The sequence below is a fragment of the Flammeovirga aprica JL-4 genome (assembly GCF_012844305.1).
GTDB classification, from domain to species: Bacteria; Bacteroidota; Bacteroidia; order Cytophagales; family Flammeovirgaceae; genus Flammeovirga; species Flammeovirga aprica.
Genome location: NZ_JABANE010000106.1, coordinates 13,596 through 28,841, shown reverse-complemented (window position 1 = coordinate 28,841; position 15,246 = coordinate 13,596). Strand labels below are relative to the sequence as shown.

Genomic DNA, 15,246 nt, shown 5'->3' with positions numbered 1-15,246 from the left:
GTAAGTCGGCGCCACATTCATTAAATACAGAAGGTTAGTTAACACAAGATGTTGACTAACCTTTTTTTGTGATAAAATATTGTAATATTTTGTTAATCAGCGTTTTATAGTAAGATTTTACTATTTTTTTAACGTATTGATTGTTACCTTTGTAGGTACTAGTTAGGCTAACAGTCTACTGTATTTCAGATAGTTATTTTTTTACTTGTTAGATAATACAGAGACGAATCTTATAAATATAAAATTTCACTAAAGTGACTAAAGCAGAAGTAATCACAGAAATTCTCAGAAAGATTGAGAAGCGTCAAGAAGCACAGACTTCAAACGCAGCAACTATGGTTGAAGTAGATAAAGAAGTTGTTGGACAAGTTTTAGAAGACTTCTTTAATGTAGTGAAGGACAAGATGGCTGAAGGTAATAATATCTACATCCGTCGTTTTGGTAGCTTTGTAAATAAAAAACGTGCTAGCAAAAAAGGTAGAGATATCTCAAGAGGTGAGATTATTCCTATCCCTGAACATTTCATTCCTAGTTTCAAACCTTCGAAGGAGTTTGTTGAGAAAATTAAAGGAAGTGACAAAGTACGTTTAATCAACGAAAACTAGTACTTGTTGCAAAGAATTGTATAAATTGTCCGCATCTTATAACTTAAGGTGCGGACTTTTTTAATTTCAAATTAAATATGGGAACTAAGCAGTATATTTTACTTGGTGCCGGAGTTGTTTTGATTGTAATCCTTGCGTTATTGCCAAAAGCAGTTGTGACAGACAACAGTGAAGGTGTAGCAGAGGCTTCAGCAACTACAGAACAGCATTCAGAAGATGATGGTCATGATCATGGCTCAGAGCAATCTTCTATGGCACATACATCCAAACTACCAGCAGACACTCAAGCAACATTAGATCAGTTTAAAAAAGACTTTGAGTCTGCAGATAACATTAAGAATAAAAGAGAAATTGCGGATCAGGCTTACGATCTTCTTTTAAAGATGAATAAGTTTGATCTAGCAGGAGATTGGAAGCTTGCCTTATATGGAGCTTCAAATGAAACAAAAGATCTAAGAGCAGCTGCTGATGCTTATTATGATGCTTATACTTTTGCTATGAGTGAGGAGAGATCTGCTCAAATGGCAACAAAAGCACAGAAGCAATATCAAGCTGTTTTAGAAAAAGATCCAAAAGACTTAGATGCTAAAGTAAAATTGGGTATGACGTACATGGTTTCTTCTGCACCGATGCAAGGTATTGCAAAGATCAGAGAAGTGATTGCAGTAGACCCAAATCATCAGTTAGCATTATTCAATTTGGGATTGCTTTCTATTCAGTCAGGTCAGTATAACAAAGCAATTGAGCGCTTTCAGAAGCTGAAGAAATTATACCCTGATGACATGGAAGCAAGGTTCTATTTGGCGATCTCATTAAAGGAAATGGGAAGTCAGGATAAAGCCATTGATGAGCTGAAATACATCAATAAAAACGCTGATTCTGAGGAGATTCGTGCTACAGCACAGCAATATCTTGCAGAATGGGTGAATTAATGTAAATAAATACATAAAAATAGTGATAAAGTTCGCCTTTCTCCATTTTTTGTTATAAATTGCGCATTCGTTCTGAGAGTATTAATATTCGATGAATGAATTTAAAGAAAAGATTTAACACACTTAACCTGTAAGAATATGCCTTGCGGTAAGAAAAGAAAAAGACATAAGATCGCGACTCACAAGAGAAAGAAGAGACTTAGAAAGAACAGACACAAGAAAAAGTAATGTTCTAGTCGCAGCTTAATCAAGAACCTTGCTCTAGTGAATCTAGGACAAGGTTTTTCATTATCTTAGAAAAAGAATTATTTTTAGTATAGTAAAACGTTACTATACATTTTCATAGATTTATTGTTAACCTTAAACTTTTATTGAGTTGAGTAATGAACTAGTGATCAATTCAACTCCAGAGGGCAGCAGAATTGCTCTTATGAGAGATAAAAGTCTGGTGGAACTACACTATGATAATGACGAAACAAAATTTCAAGTAGGAGACATCTATTTAGGTGTTGTAAGAAAAGTGGTACCCGGTTTGAATGCTGCCTTTATTGACATCGGGTATGATAAAGATGCTTTCCTTCATTATCTGGACTTAGGCCCTAAGGTCAGATCCCTATTGAAATACATCAAGCTTGCTCAAGGTAAGCACCACAAACATGTGAGTGAGAACCTCAAGCAGTTTCGTTTGGAACCTGAAATTGATAAACTCGGAAAAATCAATGACGTCCTAAAACAAAACCAAAAGATTTTAGTACAAGTTGTAAAAGAGCCAATCTCGACGAAGGGACCTAGATTATCATGTGAGCTCTCTTTAGCAGGAAGATACCTTGTACTTGTTCCTTTTAGTAATACTGTAAACATCTCTAAAAAAATCACTGATGCAGGTGAAAGAAGAAGACTATTGAAATTAGTCAACTCTATTCGCCCTGAAAACTTTGGTGTAATCATTAGAACTGTTGCAGAAAATCAAGAAGTTTCTGAGTTGGATAAAGACTTAAGAGACCTTGTGACTAAATGGGGAGAAGGCGTAAGTAAATTAAAGGTAGCTACTCCAAAAGAGAAAGTCATAGGTGAAATGAACCGTGCTACTTCTATGTTGAGAGATATATTGAATGAATCATTCGATAGTATCACTGTAGACGATAGAGAAGTGTACGATGAAATAAGAAGGTTCATTTTACAAATCGCACCAGACAAAGCAGGGATAGTTAAACACTATTCAGGCAAAACCAAGCTTTTCGAGCACCAAGGTATCGAGAAGCAATTAAAAACACTCTTTGGTCAAACTGTTAGCTTAGGTAGTGGAGGGTATTTGGTAATTGAACATACCGAAGCACTTCATGTTATTGATGTTAACAGTGGAAATAAGTCGAATGCAGAGAATAATCAAGAAGCTACTGCATTCAACGTAAACGTAGAGGCTGCTACAGAAATCGCCAGACAATTACGATTACGTGATATGGGAGGCATCATCGTTGTAGACTTCATTGATATGAAGAAAGCTGAGCACAAGCAAAAGTTGTATCAGCACATAAAGCAAGAGATGAAAGCAGATCGCTCTAAACATACAGTATTACCACTGAGTAAATTTGGCTTAATGCAGATCACGAGGCAGCGTGTGAGACCTGAATTAAGTATTGTAACAAAAGAGAAGTGTCCAACTTGTAATGGCACAGGTAAGATTACAGCATCTATTGCTATAGCGGATCAAATCGAGACAGAAGTTATGTACTTGTTAGAGAAGCAGAATGATGGCAAATTTAAATTAGGAGTTCACCCTTACCTTTATGCTTATTTCACATCAGGATTCCCTTCTCGAAGGATGAAATGGTTCTTTAAACATTTCAAATGGGTCAAAATCTTCGAAGACTCTTCGTTAGGATTGTCTGAGTACAAGTTTTTTGATCATCATGATGAAGAAATTTCTTTAAAATGATTTGATTAGCTTCTATCACACAAGATGTGGTAGAAGCTTTTCTTTTGAATGGACAAATTAACAAATTATCATATGATGATTTGTTTGATATAATTATCTTTGTAAGGAAAAAAGAATTAAATAATAATATTATGTCAAAATTTACTAACTTAATCAACAATTCAGAAGTTCCTGTTCTAGTTGACTTCTATGCTGATTGGTGTCAGCCTTGTCATATGATTGCTCCAACAATCAAATCTGTGAAAGCAAAATTAGGTGACCGATTGACCGTTATAAAAATAAACTCAGATAAGAATCAACAGGCAATGATGAAATATCAGGTAAGGAGTATTCCTACTTTGATCTTATTTCATAAAGGAAAAGTGCTTTGGAGAAATTCAGGTGTTATGCCAGAACATGAATTAATGAAGGTAATCGAAAGATACGCGTAACATTACTTTTAACTGCGAATTCTACTATAACATGTCAAGCTTATCTATTAATGAAGAAGTAATACAAGCTTCTCCACTCGCAATTATGATACAATCCTGTGAAGGTGTTTCTACTGAATCATGGATGAAGTATATACAAGCTTTATTGGCTATTTCCGGTGCTGACGGTGAAATTTCCGAAGAGGAAATGAGTTGGGTCTTCACAGACTTTTTAGAGATAATTGGTGCTTCTGAAGAGCAAAGAGATGAAATCAGAAACTTCAATTATTTGGACGTTAGCTTGGAAGAACTACTGCCTAATCTTCATATTGATGTGCCAATGAATTATAAAAGAACATTGGTCTATGATGCCGTAATGATGGCAATGGCAGATGATGATTATGCAAAAGAAGAAAAAGAGGCGGTTTGGAAAGCTGCTGAGTTATTAGATATTCCTTACTTTATTGCTCGAACTATAGAAGGGCTTGTGAATACGGAAAAATCATTGGGAATGATCCGTAAGTCTTTGTTTGAACTTGAAGAAGATACAGCCCATCCTATTGTCGGTTTGCAAAGTTTGAACATGAAGCCTGCTTCAGTTCTGGAAAGAAATACTTTCGGTATCAAATTGACTTGTGAAGAAACACAGTTGAATTATGGATATGCTTTGATGATTATTGCAGGTGCTGATGGAATTGTCTCTGAGGCAGAGAAAGAGTGGTATTTAGAACAGTTTGTCGCTGTTTCTGAAACTCCACCACATATAGCAGAGCAAGTAGTTGCTTATGATTATTTGAATGGAGATTTGCAGGAAGTGATTGGCAATTTGAAAGTAGATGTGACTATTAACTTTAAGAGGACTCTACTCTATAATGCCGTGAAAATGGCAAGTGCAGATATGAGTTTTCCCGAGCAGGAAAAAGAGGCTTCTGAAAAAGTAGCAAACATCTTAGGTATTTCTCCTGATATAGCACAAACTATCCATTATTTGGTAGATACAGAAGCAAAAATATCGAAGATGCGCCTGACTCTTTTTGAGTACAGGTAAATCATTTTAAAAGAAATAGATACAAGCAGAAGATAGAGAATATTTCCATATACCTCTGCCAGGTACTAATTAACAAAGCTATAAAAAGCTTTACTTTAGATGATATAATTCTACATCAAAAAATATATAAAAAAAGCCATTGCAGTCGAAGATTTGCAATGGCTTTTCATTTATCGGTTAAATTTCTATCTAGAAATCAATTTGAAAATATCATTTCCGAAGGCGAAAACCATAATTGATAATAAGATCAGCATACCAATTTGCTGCGCAACCATCAATACTTTTTCTGAAGGTTTTTTACCTGTAATCATTTCGTAAGTCAAGAACACTACATGACCACCATCCAAAGCAGGAATAGGCAGTAAGTTCATAAAGGCTAATACCATTGATAACATACCTGTGATTGTCCAGAACTGTAACCAATGCCAAGTACCGCCATAAACCTCAGCAATACCGATAGGGCTGCTCACTGATTTACTTGCAGAAACTTCACCTCTGAATAATTTACCAAATGCTTTCACTTGTACAAGAATCACATTGAAGGCATCTTTAGTTCCTACAGGAATAGCCTCCATCAAAGTGTACTTTTTATATTCAGCATTTAAGCGAGATCTCATTTCAAAACCTAAAGTACCTTCATTAGATACCGTCATGTTTAATTTCACAGGTTGATCATTTCTCAAAACAGTCAATTCAATTTCTGTTCCCGCAACTTTTGCTAGCGCAACTTTAAATTCACTGAAATAAGGAACTTCTTTTCCGTTGATGGCCACAGGAATATCATCAGCTTGCAAACCTCCTTGATCAGCAGGTGTACCTGGCAATACTCGTTTTACATAAAATGGATCTCTGAAGTAGACGTAAGATTTATTTCTATACTTATCATCACTCATCCATTCAATCATTTCTTTTGGAATATCAACACGGACTTTTTTACCGTCACGGTCAACTGTAATATAACTGTCAGAGCCTAAAAGGAAGTTAGGATCTACAATATCTCTGAATTGCTTAGCAGGTTCACCGTTTAGGTTGACCACTTTATCACCTGTTTTCAGGCCGATTCTTTCACCGAGTTCACTTACATATAAACCGTATTTGTTTACTTCTTCAATAGGAAGATAACGCTCTCCAGTACTGTAAGCAATACCAACAAAGATGATTACACCTGTAACGACGTTCATGATAATACCGCCAAGCATAACGATGAGTCGTTGCCAAGCAGGTTTTGTTCTAAATTCCCAATCTTGAGGTTCAGCTTCAAGGTCGTCAGCACCTTTAGATTCATCAATCATTCCGGCAATGTCTACATATCCTCCCATCGGGAACCAGCCCAATCCGTATTCAGTGTCTCCTTTTTTGAATTTGAAAATTGAAAATTTCAAAAGGTTGGGAAAAGGAAATAAGAAGTCGAAAAATAAGTAGAATTTATTTACTCGTATTTTAAAAAGCTTTGCGGCAAAGAAGTGCCCAAACTCATGTATTCCTACTAAAATTGATAACCCAGTCAATAACTGAGCAGCCATTATAAGTCCTTCCATCTTACAAATTAAAACGTACTACTCTGATGTTTTCTAAAACAGAATAATAAGTTAGTTATAATATTTATTTATTTGACCATTGTTTTGCCAACTCTCTCACATTATGGTCAGTTTCAACATAATCTTCATATGTTGGGGTTTGTATGAATTTATAATTCTCCATACAGAATTGGTTTAGTGCAGCAATATCTAAGAACTTTATCTCATCATTTAAAAATCGCTCAACGGCAATTTCATTCGCGGCATTAAGTATACAAGCACTGTTTCCTTTCTTATCCAGACAGTCATAAGCCAATTGTAAATTGACGAATGTTTCCTTGTCAGGAGCTTCGAAAGTTAAAGTGGGGTAGTCCATAAAATTGAAACGCTCAAAATCAGAAGGCAATCGCTGAGGGTATCCCAAGGCATACTGAATAGGTAATTTCATATCAGGTAAGCCCATTTGAGCTTTCATACTTCCGTCTTCAAATTGTACTAATGAATGTACAATTGATTGTGGGTGTACAATCACATCAATCTGATCAGCATTGACATCGAAAAGCCATTTCGCTTCGATCACTTCCAAACCTTTGTTCATCAATGAAGCAGAGTCAATTGTGATCTTGGCACCCATACTCCAATTAGGATGTTTCAAAGCTTGTGCTTTTGTAACCTGAAGTAATTCTTCTCTTTTCTTACCTCTGAACGGTCCTCCGGATGCTGTAAGAATAACTTTTTCAATCGGATTGCTTTCTTCTCCAACTAAACACTGATAGATAGCAGAATGTTCTGAATCTACTGGAATAATATCAACACCTTTTTCAATTGCTTTCTGAGTGACAATTTCACCAGCAACCACCAACGTTTCCTTATTGGCTAATGCGATTGTTATTCCCTGATCAATTGCAGTCAGTGTAGGTTTAAGACCTGCGTAACCTACTAAAGCTGTTAATACAATATCAGAATGTGTATTTTCAAGGGCTTCGCAGATACCATCTATAGAAGTTAATACTTTTACTTTCGTATCTTTAAGTCCTTCCTTTAAAGAAGAAAATTTATCACTATTGCCAATAATGGCATATTTAGGTTGAAACTCAATACATTGCTGAATGAGAAGGTCCACGTTATTTCCTGCTGATAAAATACTTACAGAAAATAAAGATGTATTTGCTTTAATAACATCTAAGGCTTGTGTACCTATTGACCCAGTAGAGCCAAGAATTGCAATTGATTTTAAAGTCATTAAATCTTACTTTTTATGCATTTCCAAGAATGCTCACATATTTCAATGGCGCAAGTTAATATCTATTACTATTCTCTCTCTATTTTTTAGCATTTCATTACAAACATTTTCGTGTTTTGCACAAGAAAACAAGGTTTATCTTGATGAGTCATGGCAACTGCTAGAAGAAAAGGGAAAAGTTCAGATGTCAGCTTTGAAGAAAACACCAAAAGCGCTGCTTAATACATACGCAGTCTTAAAGTTAGAAAATAAAGATTCATTGTATAAGAAAAATGTAGAATTAAGAGTAGAAGCTTTAGTAAATGATAAGTTTATAGTGTTTGAAAAGAAAATAACCTTGCCTGTCGGTGAGGAAGTAATCTTACAGCAGAAACTAGATCTTGGTCAAGTAGAAGTGGGGGTTGAGGTATTGCATTTTAGGGTGAAAGACTTAGATAAACCATAATTTTATAGATAGGTAACAGCGTTGGAAGTGATAAAAATACAAAAAGGAATATTGGATATATCTGACTTAAGTTGTTACTTTGGGCTATCAAAATTCGTCAGCATTGGCGACCATTTTATAATCACACATATATAGAGAGAAATTATGAATTTCCCAGCAGAATTAAAGTATACAAAAGACCACGAATGGTTAAGAGTAGAAGGTGAGTTTGCGTACATCGGTATTACTGAGTTTGCGCAAAGCGAGTTAGGGGATATTGTATTTGTGGACATCACAGCTGAAGATGAGGAGGTTGCTGAAGGCGAAGTATTTGGATCTGTTGAAGCAGTAAAAACAGTATCTGACTTATTCATGCCTGTAAACGGTGAAGTAGTAGAAGTAAACGAAGCAATCGATGCTGCTCCTGAATTGGTAAACTCTGATCCTTACGGTGAAGGTTGGATGATCAAAATTAAATTATCTGATCCTTCTGAAGTAGATGCCTTATTAGATAGCGAAGCATATAAAGAAGAAATTGCTGACTAATTTCTTTCAAAATATAAACAAGAAGAGTTGAGCAGGAAGTGGTTCAACTCTTTTTTTATAGGTACTAGTACAAAAGTAAATGAACATAGTACTTGTCAATTATTACCAATATAAAAATGCAATTTTTCACTGGAAAAGTCTATTTCGAATTAAGATCTGCTTTTGATAAACATCCTGATGAGCAAAAGTTTATTGTGTATGGTAATGCATCTGCAGAAACAGTCTGGTCAAGGTATCTTGCTGCTGAAAATGGAGATGTAGCAGGAAGCCCAAAATATTTATTTTATACTTCAGATTATTCAAAACAAAGTGCTTTACTCACTGAAAAGTTTCAAGTCAGAAAAGCAGGTGGAGGTGTAGTATTCAAAGGTGATGAGCTTTTGGTTATGAAGAGAAATGGTGTTTTTGATATTCCAAAAGGACATCTTGATAAAGGAGAAACCATAGAGGAATGTGCAGTGAGAGAAGTGGAAGAAGAAACAGGTGTAAAGGCTGAGATTGAAGAACTATTGCATGAAACTTTTCATACTTATATCTATAAGAAAAAACACGTTTTAAAGCACACTTATTGGTATAAAATGAAAGCTACTGAAAATGATCAGGAATTGATTCCGCAGACTGAAGAGGGAATTGAAACCTTAGAGTGGATGAAAATCAATGAAGTGAAAAACAAAGTCTGGAAAAATACCTACAAGTCGATCAAAGAGGTATTTGAATTGTGTGGAGTTTAATTATATGATGATTCAAAAAGCAAAAATATACTTTTTCAATATCCTGCTTCTGTTTTTAAGTTTTGGAGTAGGTGCCCAAAACCTTCAAGTAGTAAAGGATAGCAACTCGGATTATTATGGTTACAAAAAAGAAGGACAGGAAGACTGGTCTATCAAACCAAAATATGAAGTTGCATACCCTTTTAATTTAGAAGGAGTAGCGGCAGTGAAAAATGAGAAAGGATTTATCTTAATCAACTCAAAAGGGAAAAAACTAACACCTCATACCTATGAACGTTTTGGGTGGTCTGATGATGCTGATTCCACAAGTGCTCCTCTTTTTTATGGAAAATTAATTGGTGCCAAAAGCGGTAGTAAATGGGGAGTAATCAATACCAAGGGAAAGGAAATAATATCTGTCTCTTATGAAAACCTCAATTACTTTGTTAATGGAGTGGCCATTGTAAACCTTCAAGGAAGATATGGTGCATTAAATACTGAAGGTGAAGAGATTATTCCTACCACTTTCCAGAATCTTCGCTTTATGGCTGGAGGTTTACCGCTATTAGTCGCTAAAAATGATGGACTTCAAGGTATTATTGATCTAGAAGGAAATTGGATTCTACCATTAGAATATCTTAATGTAAAGTGGGCTGGAAAAAAGTTAATAGCAGCAATGACAGTAGAAGGACAATGGCTTTTTATTGATCATGCTGGAGAGCATTATTCTGATGAACTATATTCCAATTGGAAATGGTATCATAAACAGAAAAAACTATTACTGAATAGAAATGGAAGGTTTGGTTTGCTTAATGAAAATGCAGAGGAAATCTATCCTACAATATATAAAAACATAACTTTTACGGATACTTCAATTGTAGCAGAGAGTTTCCCTACTTTAGAATTAGGTACTGTAGAAGGAGAATTAATCAGCACTTGGAATTGTGATAGCATCTCCTTTGCAGGAGAAGACCTGATAAGATATTATGCTTCAGGAAAAGTAGGGATTGCAGATGCTAAAGGGAAAAATAAGTTCTTCAATTTCTATGATGAGATAGGAGATTTTAAAGATGGACAGGCCATTGTAAAGAAGAAAAACAGATATGGAGTTTGTGACTCTACAGGCAGACTGATTATTCCTGTACAGTTTATCAATCTCAAAAGAATGCCTACAGGTCATTACTGGACTTTGGATCAATCGAATTACCCAGATGTTTATGATCACAAAGGAAAAAACCTCACTATGCATAATTATGATATGGTGGGAGAGTATTCTCAAGGGAAATATTTAATCAGAAAAGCCCGTCTTTACGGCTATTTGGACAGTGATTTAAATGAATGGATTACTCCTCAGTTCAAAGATGCAGAATCCTTTGTAGGGCCATATGCCGTAGTGAGAACCAATGATTACTATGGTGTCATAGACTTAGAAAAAAAATGGGCAATTACACCGATCATTGACCGTTTAAAAACAGTCTCTGAAGGATTGTTCTATTTTGAAGATAACCAAGAATGGGGAACCCTCGGAATTGATGGTATAGAATGGTTTAGAACGGACTCTGCCACTGTTGAATCATTTGAGAATGGTTATGTAGTGATGAAAAGAAGAGGAAACTACGGTTTGCTTACTAATAAAGGGAGGTTGAGTTTGTCAACAAGATATGATTCTTTGAAATTAGATTATTTGAAGGAAGGGAGAGTAGAGATGTACCTTGATAGTACTTGGCTTTATAAAGTAGTGGATGATAGGGAAGGTGAACCAACCAGAGATGCTTACAATCTTTATGATACATTATTTTATCCTTCAGAAGGGTTTACAAAAGTAGAAATAGGAGGCCGTTATGGTTTTATGGATTATTTGGGGAGGTTAAGACTTTCTTGCCGTTATGAGAATGTCAGAGATTTTTCAGATGATCTAGCACCTTTTTCTATCAATCATAAATGGGGTTTTATCAACCAAGAAGATGTTATCACTCTTCAGCCTCGATATGAAGACCTTTATGGGTTGAAGAATAATATGGCAAAAGCCAAGTCGAGAGGAAAATGGGGAGTAGTAAATAAAGACGGTAAAACAGTCATACCATTTGAATATGAGAATGTAGAGCGTTCTGACTTTGGAAACTGGTATATCTGGGAAAAAGGTGGCCGTATGGGTATTTATCTTCCTGGAGGTATTAAAGGGATTTATGGAAAGTACGATCAAATCAAAGATCTAGGAATTGGGTTTGTGGAAGTACAGCAAAATGAAAAGCTAGGAATAGATAGAATAGATGGTTACAACACCTGGAAAATAATCTACAATTCCATACACGTTTTGCACAATAAGAAGTGGATTTGTTTGGAAAGAAAGAAAGCAGATGTACGCAGTGTTCCGTTATAATTTATTATGATTGAAAACGGAACTAATTGACCGTGAGAGAGTTTTATAATAGTGTGAGTTGTTTACAATATTATGAAATTATGTTGAAGATGCGAGTGTTAGGATTTATGATATTATTTGTAAGTATCGTTATCGGTTTTATTTCATTACATTCAGAAGTGCATTTTCAAAACTATTATTCTCCTTCAGCGATATTAAAAGATGGTGTTATAGTTGAGAAATATTCTTCTGGAAGCACAGATCTCTATAAGATGTATTAAAAAAAATTGAGTCATAAATAAAAAAAAGGCTTTTCTTCACGTTAAATTGAAGAGAAGCCTTTTTTGTTGCTAAACCTGATTTTGATGAATCATTTTTTCATCTAACTTGGGTGCTAATTGAACTTATCCAAATATGACTAAAATAAAACTCTTAAATAGAGATGCGTTGCTAGGAACCATCTTCGTCTTCATGTTCATGGGACTACTTCAAGCATCCAACGTTCAAATTGAAATCTTAAACGTTTTCGAGCAGGTATTCGAGAACTTTCAACTCACAGATATTTATTATTCTAAGTTGAGAGACAACTCAAAAGAACATTTTGAAAAAGATATTGTACTGGTGAATATTGGCACATTGGACAGGAAAGGAATTGCAAAACAGATTGCAAGACTTGCGGCAGAAAAACCTAAAGTAATGGGGATAGATGCCACTTTTTTCGGCCCAAGACCAAAAGACCCAGCAGGAGATTTTATGCTAGCACAAGCCCTTCGGATGATGGGTAAATCGTTTGTGATGGCAACAAGTCCTGATAAATGGAATCCTGAAACTTCTAAGTTTGATACGTTACTGACATCATATGCGCCTTTTATGGCAACAACAGATCATGCCCACGTATTCACTGGAGTTTTAACAGATGAGGATTTCACAACATGGAGAGACTTTCCAGTGTATGTAGATTTTAAAAATGGAGAAAAAGAATATGCTTTAGCAGTAAAAATTGCTGAAAAATTTAATCCAGAGAAAACAGCAAAATTTCTAAAAAGAGGTAATCAGGTAGAACCCATTTATTTTAAAGGGAACTATGATAAGTTTATCAAGTTAGACGTAAATGACTTAAATGATCCAGACAGAGATTTCTCATTTGTCAAAGATAAAATAATCCTAATGGGATATATGGGCGATGGCTATACGGACAAACACTGGGATGATGATAAGTTTTTCACACCTCTTAATTCAAACCTAGTAGGCAGGGGCTATCCTGATATGTTTGGAGTAGTAGTACACGCCAATATCATTTCTATGATCCTCAATGAGACCTACATTGATATGATGTCAGATTGGGTGAGCTATTTTCTGGCTTTTATCGTTTGTTATTTCAATGCAGTGATATTTATGTGGATCGTTGAAAACCATAAGTTAGCTGTTTGGTACAATGCCATTACAAAGTCGATTCAGCTCGTAGAAGCGCTTATAATTTTGTCTATGACAATGCTTCTTTTTGGCTCATTTAGTTATCATGCGAATTTTACTTTGCTATTCTTTGTAATATTACTTTCCGGTGATTTAATTGAAATATTCTCTGAAATTTTATTGAGACTTTTCCGTGGAATTAGAAACAGATGGAAAAAGTAAATCAATTCCGTAACTTGTGAATAACTTTTAATGGATTCTTTACGTACAAAGAACTACGAATAAAAATTGCGAACTTCTGAATCCTGAAAATATACAAACTATGAAAATTAAGTTATTAGCCGCCATTATATCAAGTCTCTTTTTGATAACGTCCGCTTATTCTCAAGAAGCTAAATTTATGGTGCTCGGCGCTAAAGGTGAAGTAAAGGTTGATGGGAAAACAATCCACACAGGGGATATGCTTCTCTCAGGTCAATCTGTTGAAATTAGTGGATCAGCTCCTTATTTAGGATTAGCGTCTATAATGGGAGGTACGTTAGAATTGAAAAAGAGTGGAACATATAAAGTGGATGAGCTGGAAAAGAATTTAGGCTCAGCTGAAAGTGATCTCGTTTCAAAGTATGTTGACTTTATCAAAGATGAGTTGACAGGTTCTGGAGAAGCGGCATCTACTCAAGCGAAGTACGGTTCCGTAACTAGATCACTGAAGAAAAAACCAATCTTCTTCCATATTCCTATCAATTCAAATGCAATCAAGTCTGAAGTAAAATTGACTTGGGCATTGAAAGGAGCAAGTAATAAGGAAGATGTCTCTTTCAAAATCTATATCAAAGACAGAAAGCATCATGTTTTAGTTGAAGATGAAGTAGAAGGTACTGAATATAAATTGGACCTAAATGATCCAAAACTTAAAGATCAGAAATACCTGTTCTACTATGTAGAAGATGCTAAAAACAAGAAAATTGCTTCAGACCTGTATGCATTTACAGTATATACAGATGGAGATTCTGAAGAGACAAAAAAAGAAATTGAAATGTTGAAGGCCAATGAAACAGCAATTGGTCAATTAATTCTAGCAAAGTTTTACGAAGAAAAAGGATTTATAGTAAATGCCTCTACAGCTTATGAGAAAGCTATAGCACTCTCTAACGGAGATGAACAGTTTGTAAAACTTTATGAAAACTTCCAAACTAGATACGGAAGTTAATTTATAACTAGATTCAGAAGCGATGATAGAGATAATATCTCTGTCACTATTCTTATATTGAAAGCCATTAAGACTTTATGCTTTAATGGCTTTTATTTTGCTCCAATTGTTTTTTGATGGACTTAGAAAAGATCTGCCCTAAACCAGCAATTGATAACACAACAAGCCCGCCTACAATCATTTGAGTAATAGAGTTGGAACCACTATTCGAAATATCCTGAAGGTTCTCTAGAGACTTTCCAAACCATACGGAAACTAATGTTCTTGGCAACATACCAATCAAACTACCCAAAAGAAATTGTCGAATGGGAGTTTTAGCCCATGCAAGCAGTAAATTACTTAAGGCAAAAGGAAGAATTGGAGATAACTTTGTAAAAGCTACAATCTTCAAAGGGGATTCATGAACAGTGTTGATGATAGCGTTTGCAATCGGATATTTTTGAATTGAATCATTAAATCGTCCTTGATCGACCCATCTTACAATAAAATAACAAAGCAACGCAGCGATCATATAGGCAGGGATCATTCCATAAAGAGCATTCCATCCTAAGAAATAGCCAGTGAATAAAGCCATAAATGTGGTGGGTGTAAGTGCAAGCGCCATGGTGAAACTTGAAATCACGAAAAATACGATCCACTCATTTGTTGTAAAATTTGAGATGTAATCTTGGTAAGTATACCCAAGCGTAGCAATGGTAGAACTGGTCAATAATGGCAGAATACTCAGCCCTCCTCCAACAGAAAAAGAAGATTTATTTTTCTGAAAAACCTCTCTAATACCCTTAATTTTCATCTTTTCTCTTAAATAATTGTCAATTATGATACTGCAAGGTAAAAAAAATGAAGAAAAGTTGTGTAATTAAATTTCTACTTCTATATTTGCATCGCTTTTG

Annotated in this window: 15 protein-coding genes; 12 read left to right on the top strand and 3 right to left on the bottom strand. The window is 35.2% G+C overall.

The window, feature by feature from the left end; all coding sequences use genetic code 11:
• Positions 1–254 precede the first annotated feature (254 nt).
• The 5 genes from HHU12_RS26955 (at position 255) to HHU12_RS26935 (ending at position 4,931) form a co-directional block, all read left to right on the top strand.
• Positions 255–605 (top strand): HU family DNA-binding protein, encoded by a 351-nt coding sequence (locus tag HHU12_RS26955; protein WP_240050295.1) that lies wholly within the window; start codon positions 255–257, stop codon positions 603–605.
• A gap of 77 nt (positions 606–682) precedes the next feature.
• Positions 683–1,537, top strand: a complete 855-nt coding sequence (locus tag HHU12_RS26950; RefSeq protein ID WP_169659843.1) for a tetratricopeptide repeat protein — start codon at positions 683–685, stop codon at positions 1,535–1,537.
• Between the two features lie 376 nt (positions 1,538–1,913).
• A complete protein-coding gene (locus tag HHU12_RS26945; protein WP_044212411.1) occupies positions 1,914–3,473 on the top strand; it encodes an Rne/Rng family ribonuclease in 1,560 nt (519 codons plus the stop codon).
• A gap of 131 nt (positions 3,474–3,604) precedes the next feature.
• The gene (gene trxA / locus HHU12_RS26940; protein ID WP_169659842.1) at positions 3,605–3,904 is read left to right on the top strand and encodes a thioredoxin; all 300 of its coding nucleotides are present in this window, start codon (positions 3,605–3,607) and stop codon (positions 3,902–3,904) included.
• A 31-nt stretch (positions 3,905–3,935) separates the two neighbouring features.
• A complete protein-coding gene (locus HHU12_RS26935) occupies positions 3,936–4,931 on the top strand; it encodes a TerB family tellurite resistance protein (protein WP_169659841.1) in 996 nt (331 codons plus the stop codon).
• Between the two features lie 185 nt (positions 4,932–5,116).
• Here HHU12_RS26935 and rseP read toward each other — a convergent pair whose 3' ends face one another.
• Positions 5,117–6,469, bottom strand: coding sequence for an RIP metalloprotease RseP (rseP, locus tag HHU12_RS26930; protein WP_169659840.1), 1,353 nt, complete (start codon positions 6,467–6,469; stop codon positions 5,117–5,119).
• Between the two features lie 64 nt (positions 6,470–6,533).
• A complete protein-coding gene (dxr, locus tag HHU12_RS26925) occupies positions 6,534–7,649 on the bottom strand; it encodes a 1-deoxy-D-xylulose-5-phosphate reductoisomerase (protein WP_317170541.1) in 1,116 nt (371 codons plus the stop codon).
• Between dxr and HHU12_RS35865 the strand changes: the two genes are divergently transcribed.
• The 7 genes from HHU12_RS35865 (at position 7,558) to HHU12_RS26890 (ending at position 14,353) form a co-directional block, all read left to right on the top strand.
• Entirely contained in the window at positions 7,558–8,136 is a 579-nt protein-coding gene (locus HHU12_RS35865) for a hypothetical protein (protein ID WP_317170542.1), read from the top strand. The two genes, dxr and HHU12_RS35865, sit on opposite strands and share 92 nt — an antisense overlap.
• A gap of 144 nt (positions 8,137–8,280) precedes the next feature.
• Positions 8,281–8,661: a glycine cleavage system protein GcvH gene (gene gcvH, locus HHU12_RS26915; RefSeq protein WP_169659837.1), complete on the top strand. Its 381-nt coding sequence runs from the start codon at positions 8,281–8,283 to the stop codon at positions 8,659–8,661.
• Between the two features lie 116 nt (positions 8,662–8,777).
• Positions 8,778–9,392, top strand: a complete 615-nt coding sequence (locus HHU12_RS26910; protein ID WP_169659836.1) for an NUDIX hydrolase — start codon at positions 8,778–8,780, stop codon at positions 9,390–9,392.
• A 4-nt stretch (positions 9,393–9,396) separates the two neighbouring features.
• Entirely contained in the window at positions 9,397–11,751 is a 2,355-nt protein-coding gene (locus HHU12_RS26905) for a WG repeat-containing protein (RefSeq protein ID WP_169659835.1), read from the top strand.
• A gap of 80 nt (positions 11,752–11,831) precedes the next feature.
• Positions 11,832–12,011, top strand: a complete 180-nt coding sequence (locus tag HHU12_RS26900) for a hypothetical protein (protein ID WP_169659834.1) — start codon at positions 11,832–11,834, stop codon at positions 12,009–12,011.
• Between the two features lie 133 nt (positions 12,012–12,144).
• Complete coding sequence (locus HHU12_RS26895) at positions 12,145–13,365, top strand: CHASE2 domain-containing protein (RefSeq protein ID WP_169659833.1); 1,221 nt, start codon at positions 12,145–12,147, stop codon at positions 13,363–13,365.
• Between the two features lie 100 nt (positions 13,366–13,465).
• On the top strand, positions 13,466–14,353 hold the full coding sequence (locus HHU12_RS26890; protein ID WP_169659832.1) for a hypothetical protein: 888 nt from the start codon (positions 13,466–13,468) through the stop codon (positions 14,351–14,353).
• An 82-nt stretch (positions 14,354–14,435) separates the two neighbouring features.
• Here HHU12_RS26890 and HHU12_RS26885 read toward each other — a convergent pair whose 3' ends face one another.
• The gene (locus tag HHU12_RS26885) at positions 14,436–15,146 is read right to left on the bottom strand and encodes a TVP38/TMEM64 family protein (RefSeq protein ID WP_169659831.1); all 711 of its coding nucleotides are present in this window, start codon (positions 15,144–15,146) and stop codon (positions 14,436–14,438) included.
• Positions 15,147–15,246 lie beyond the last annotated feature (100 nt).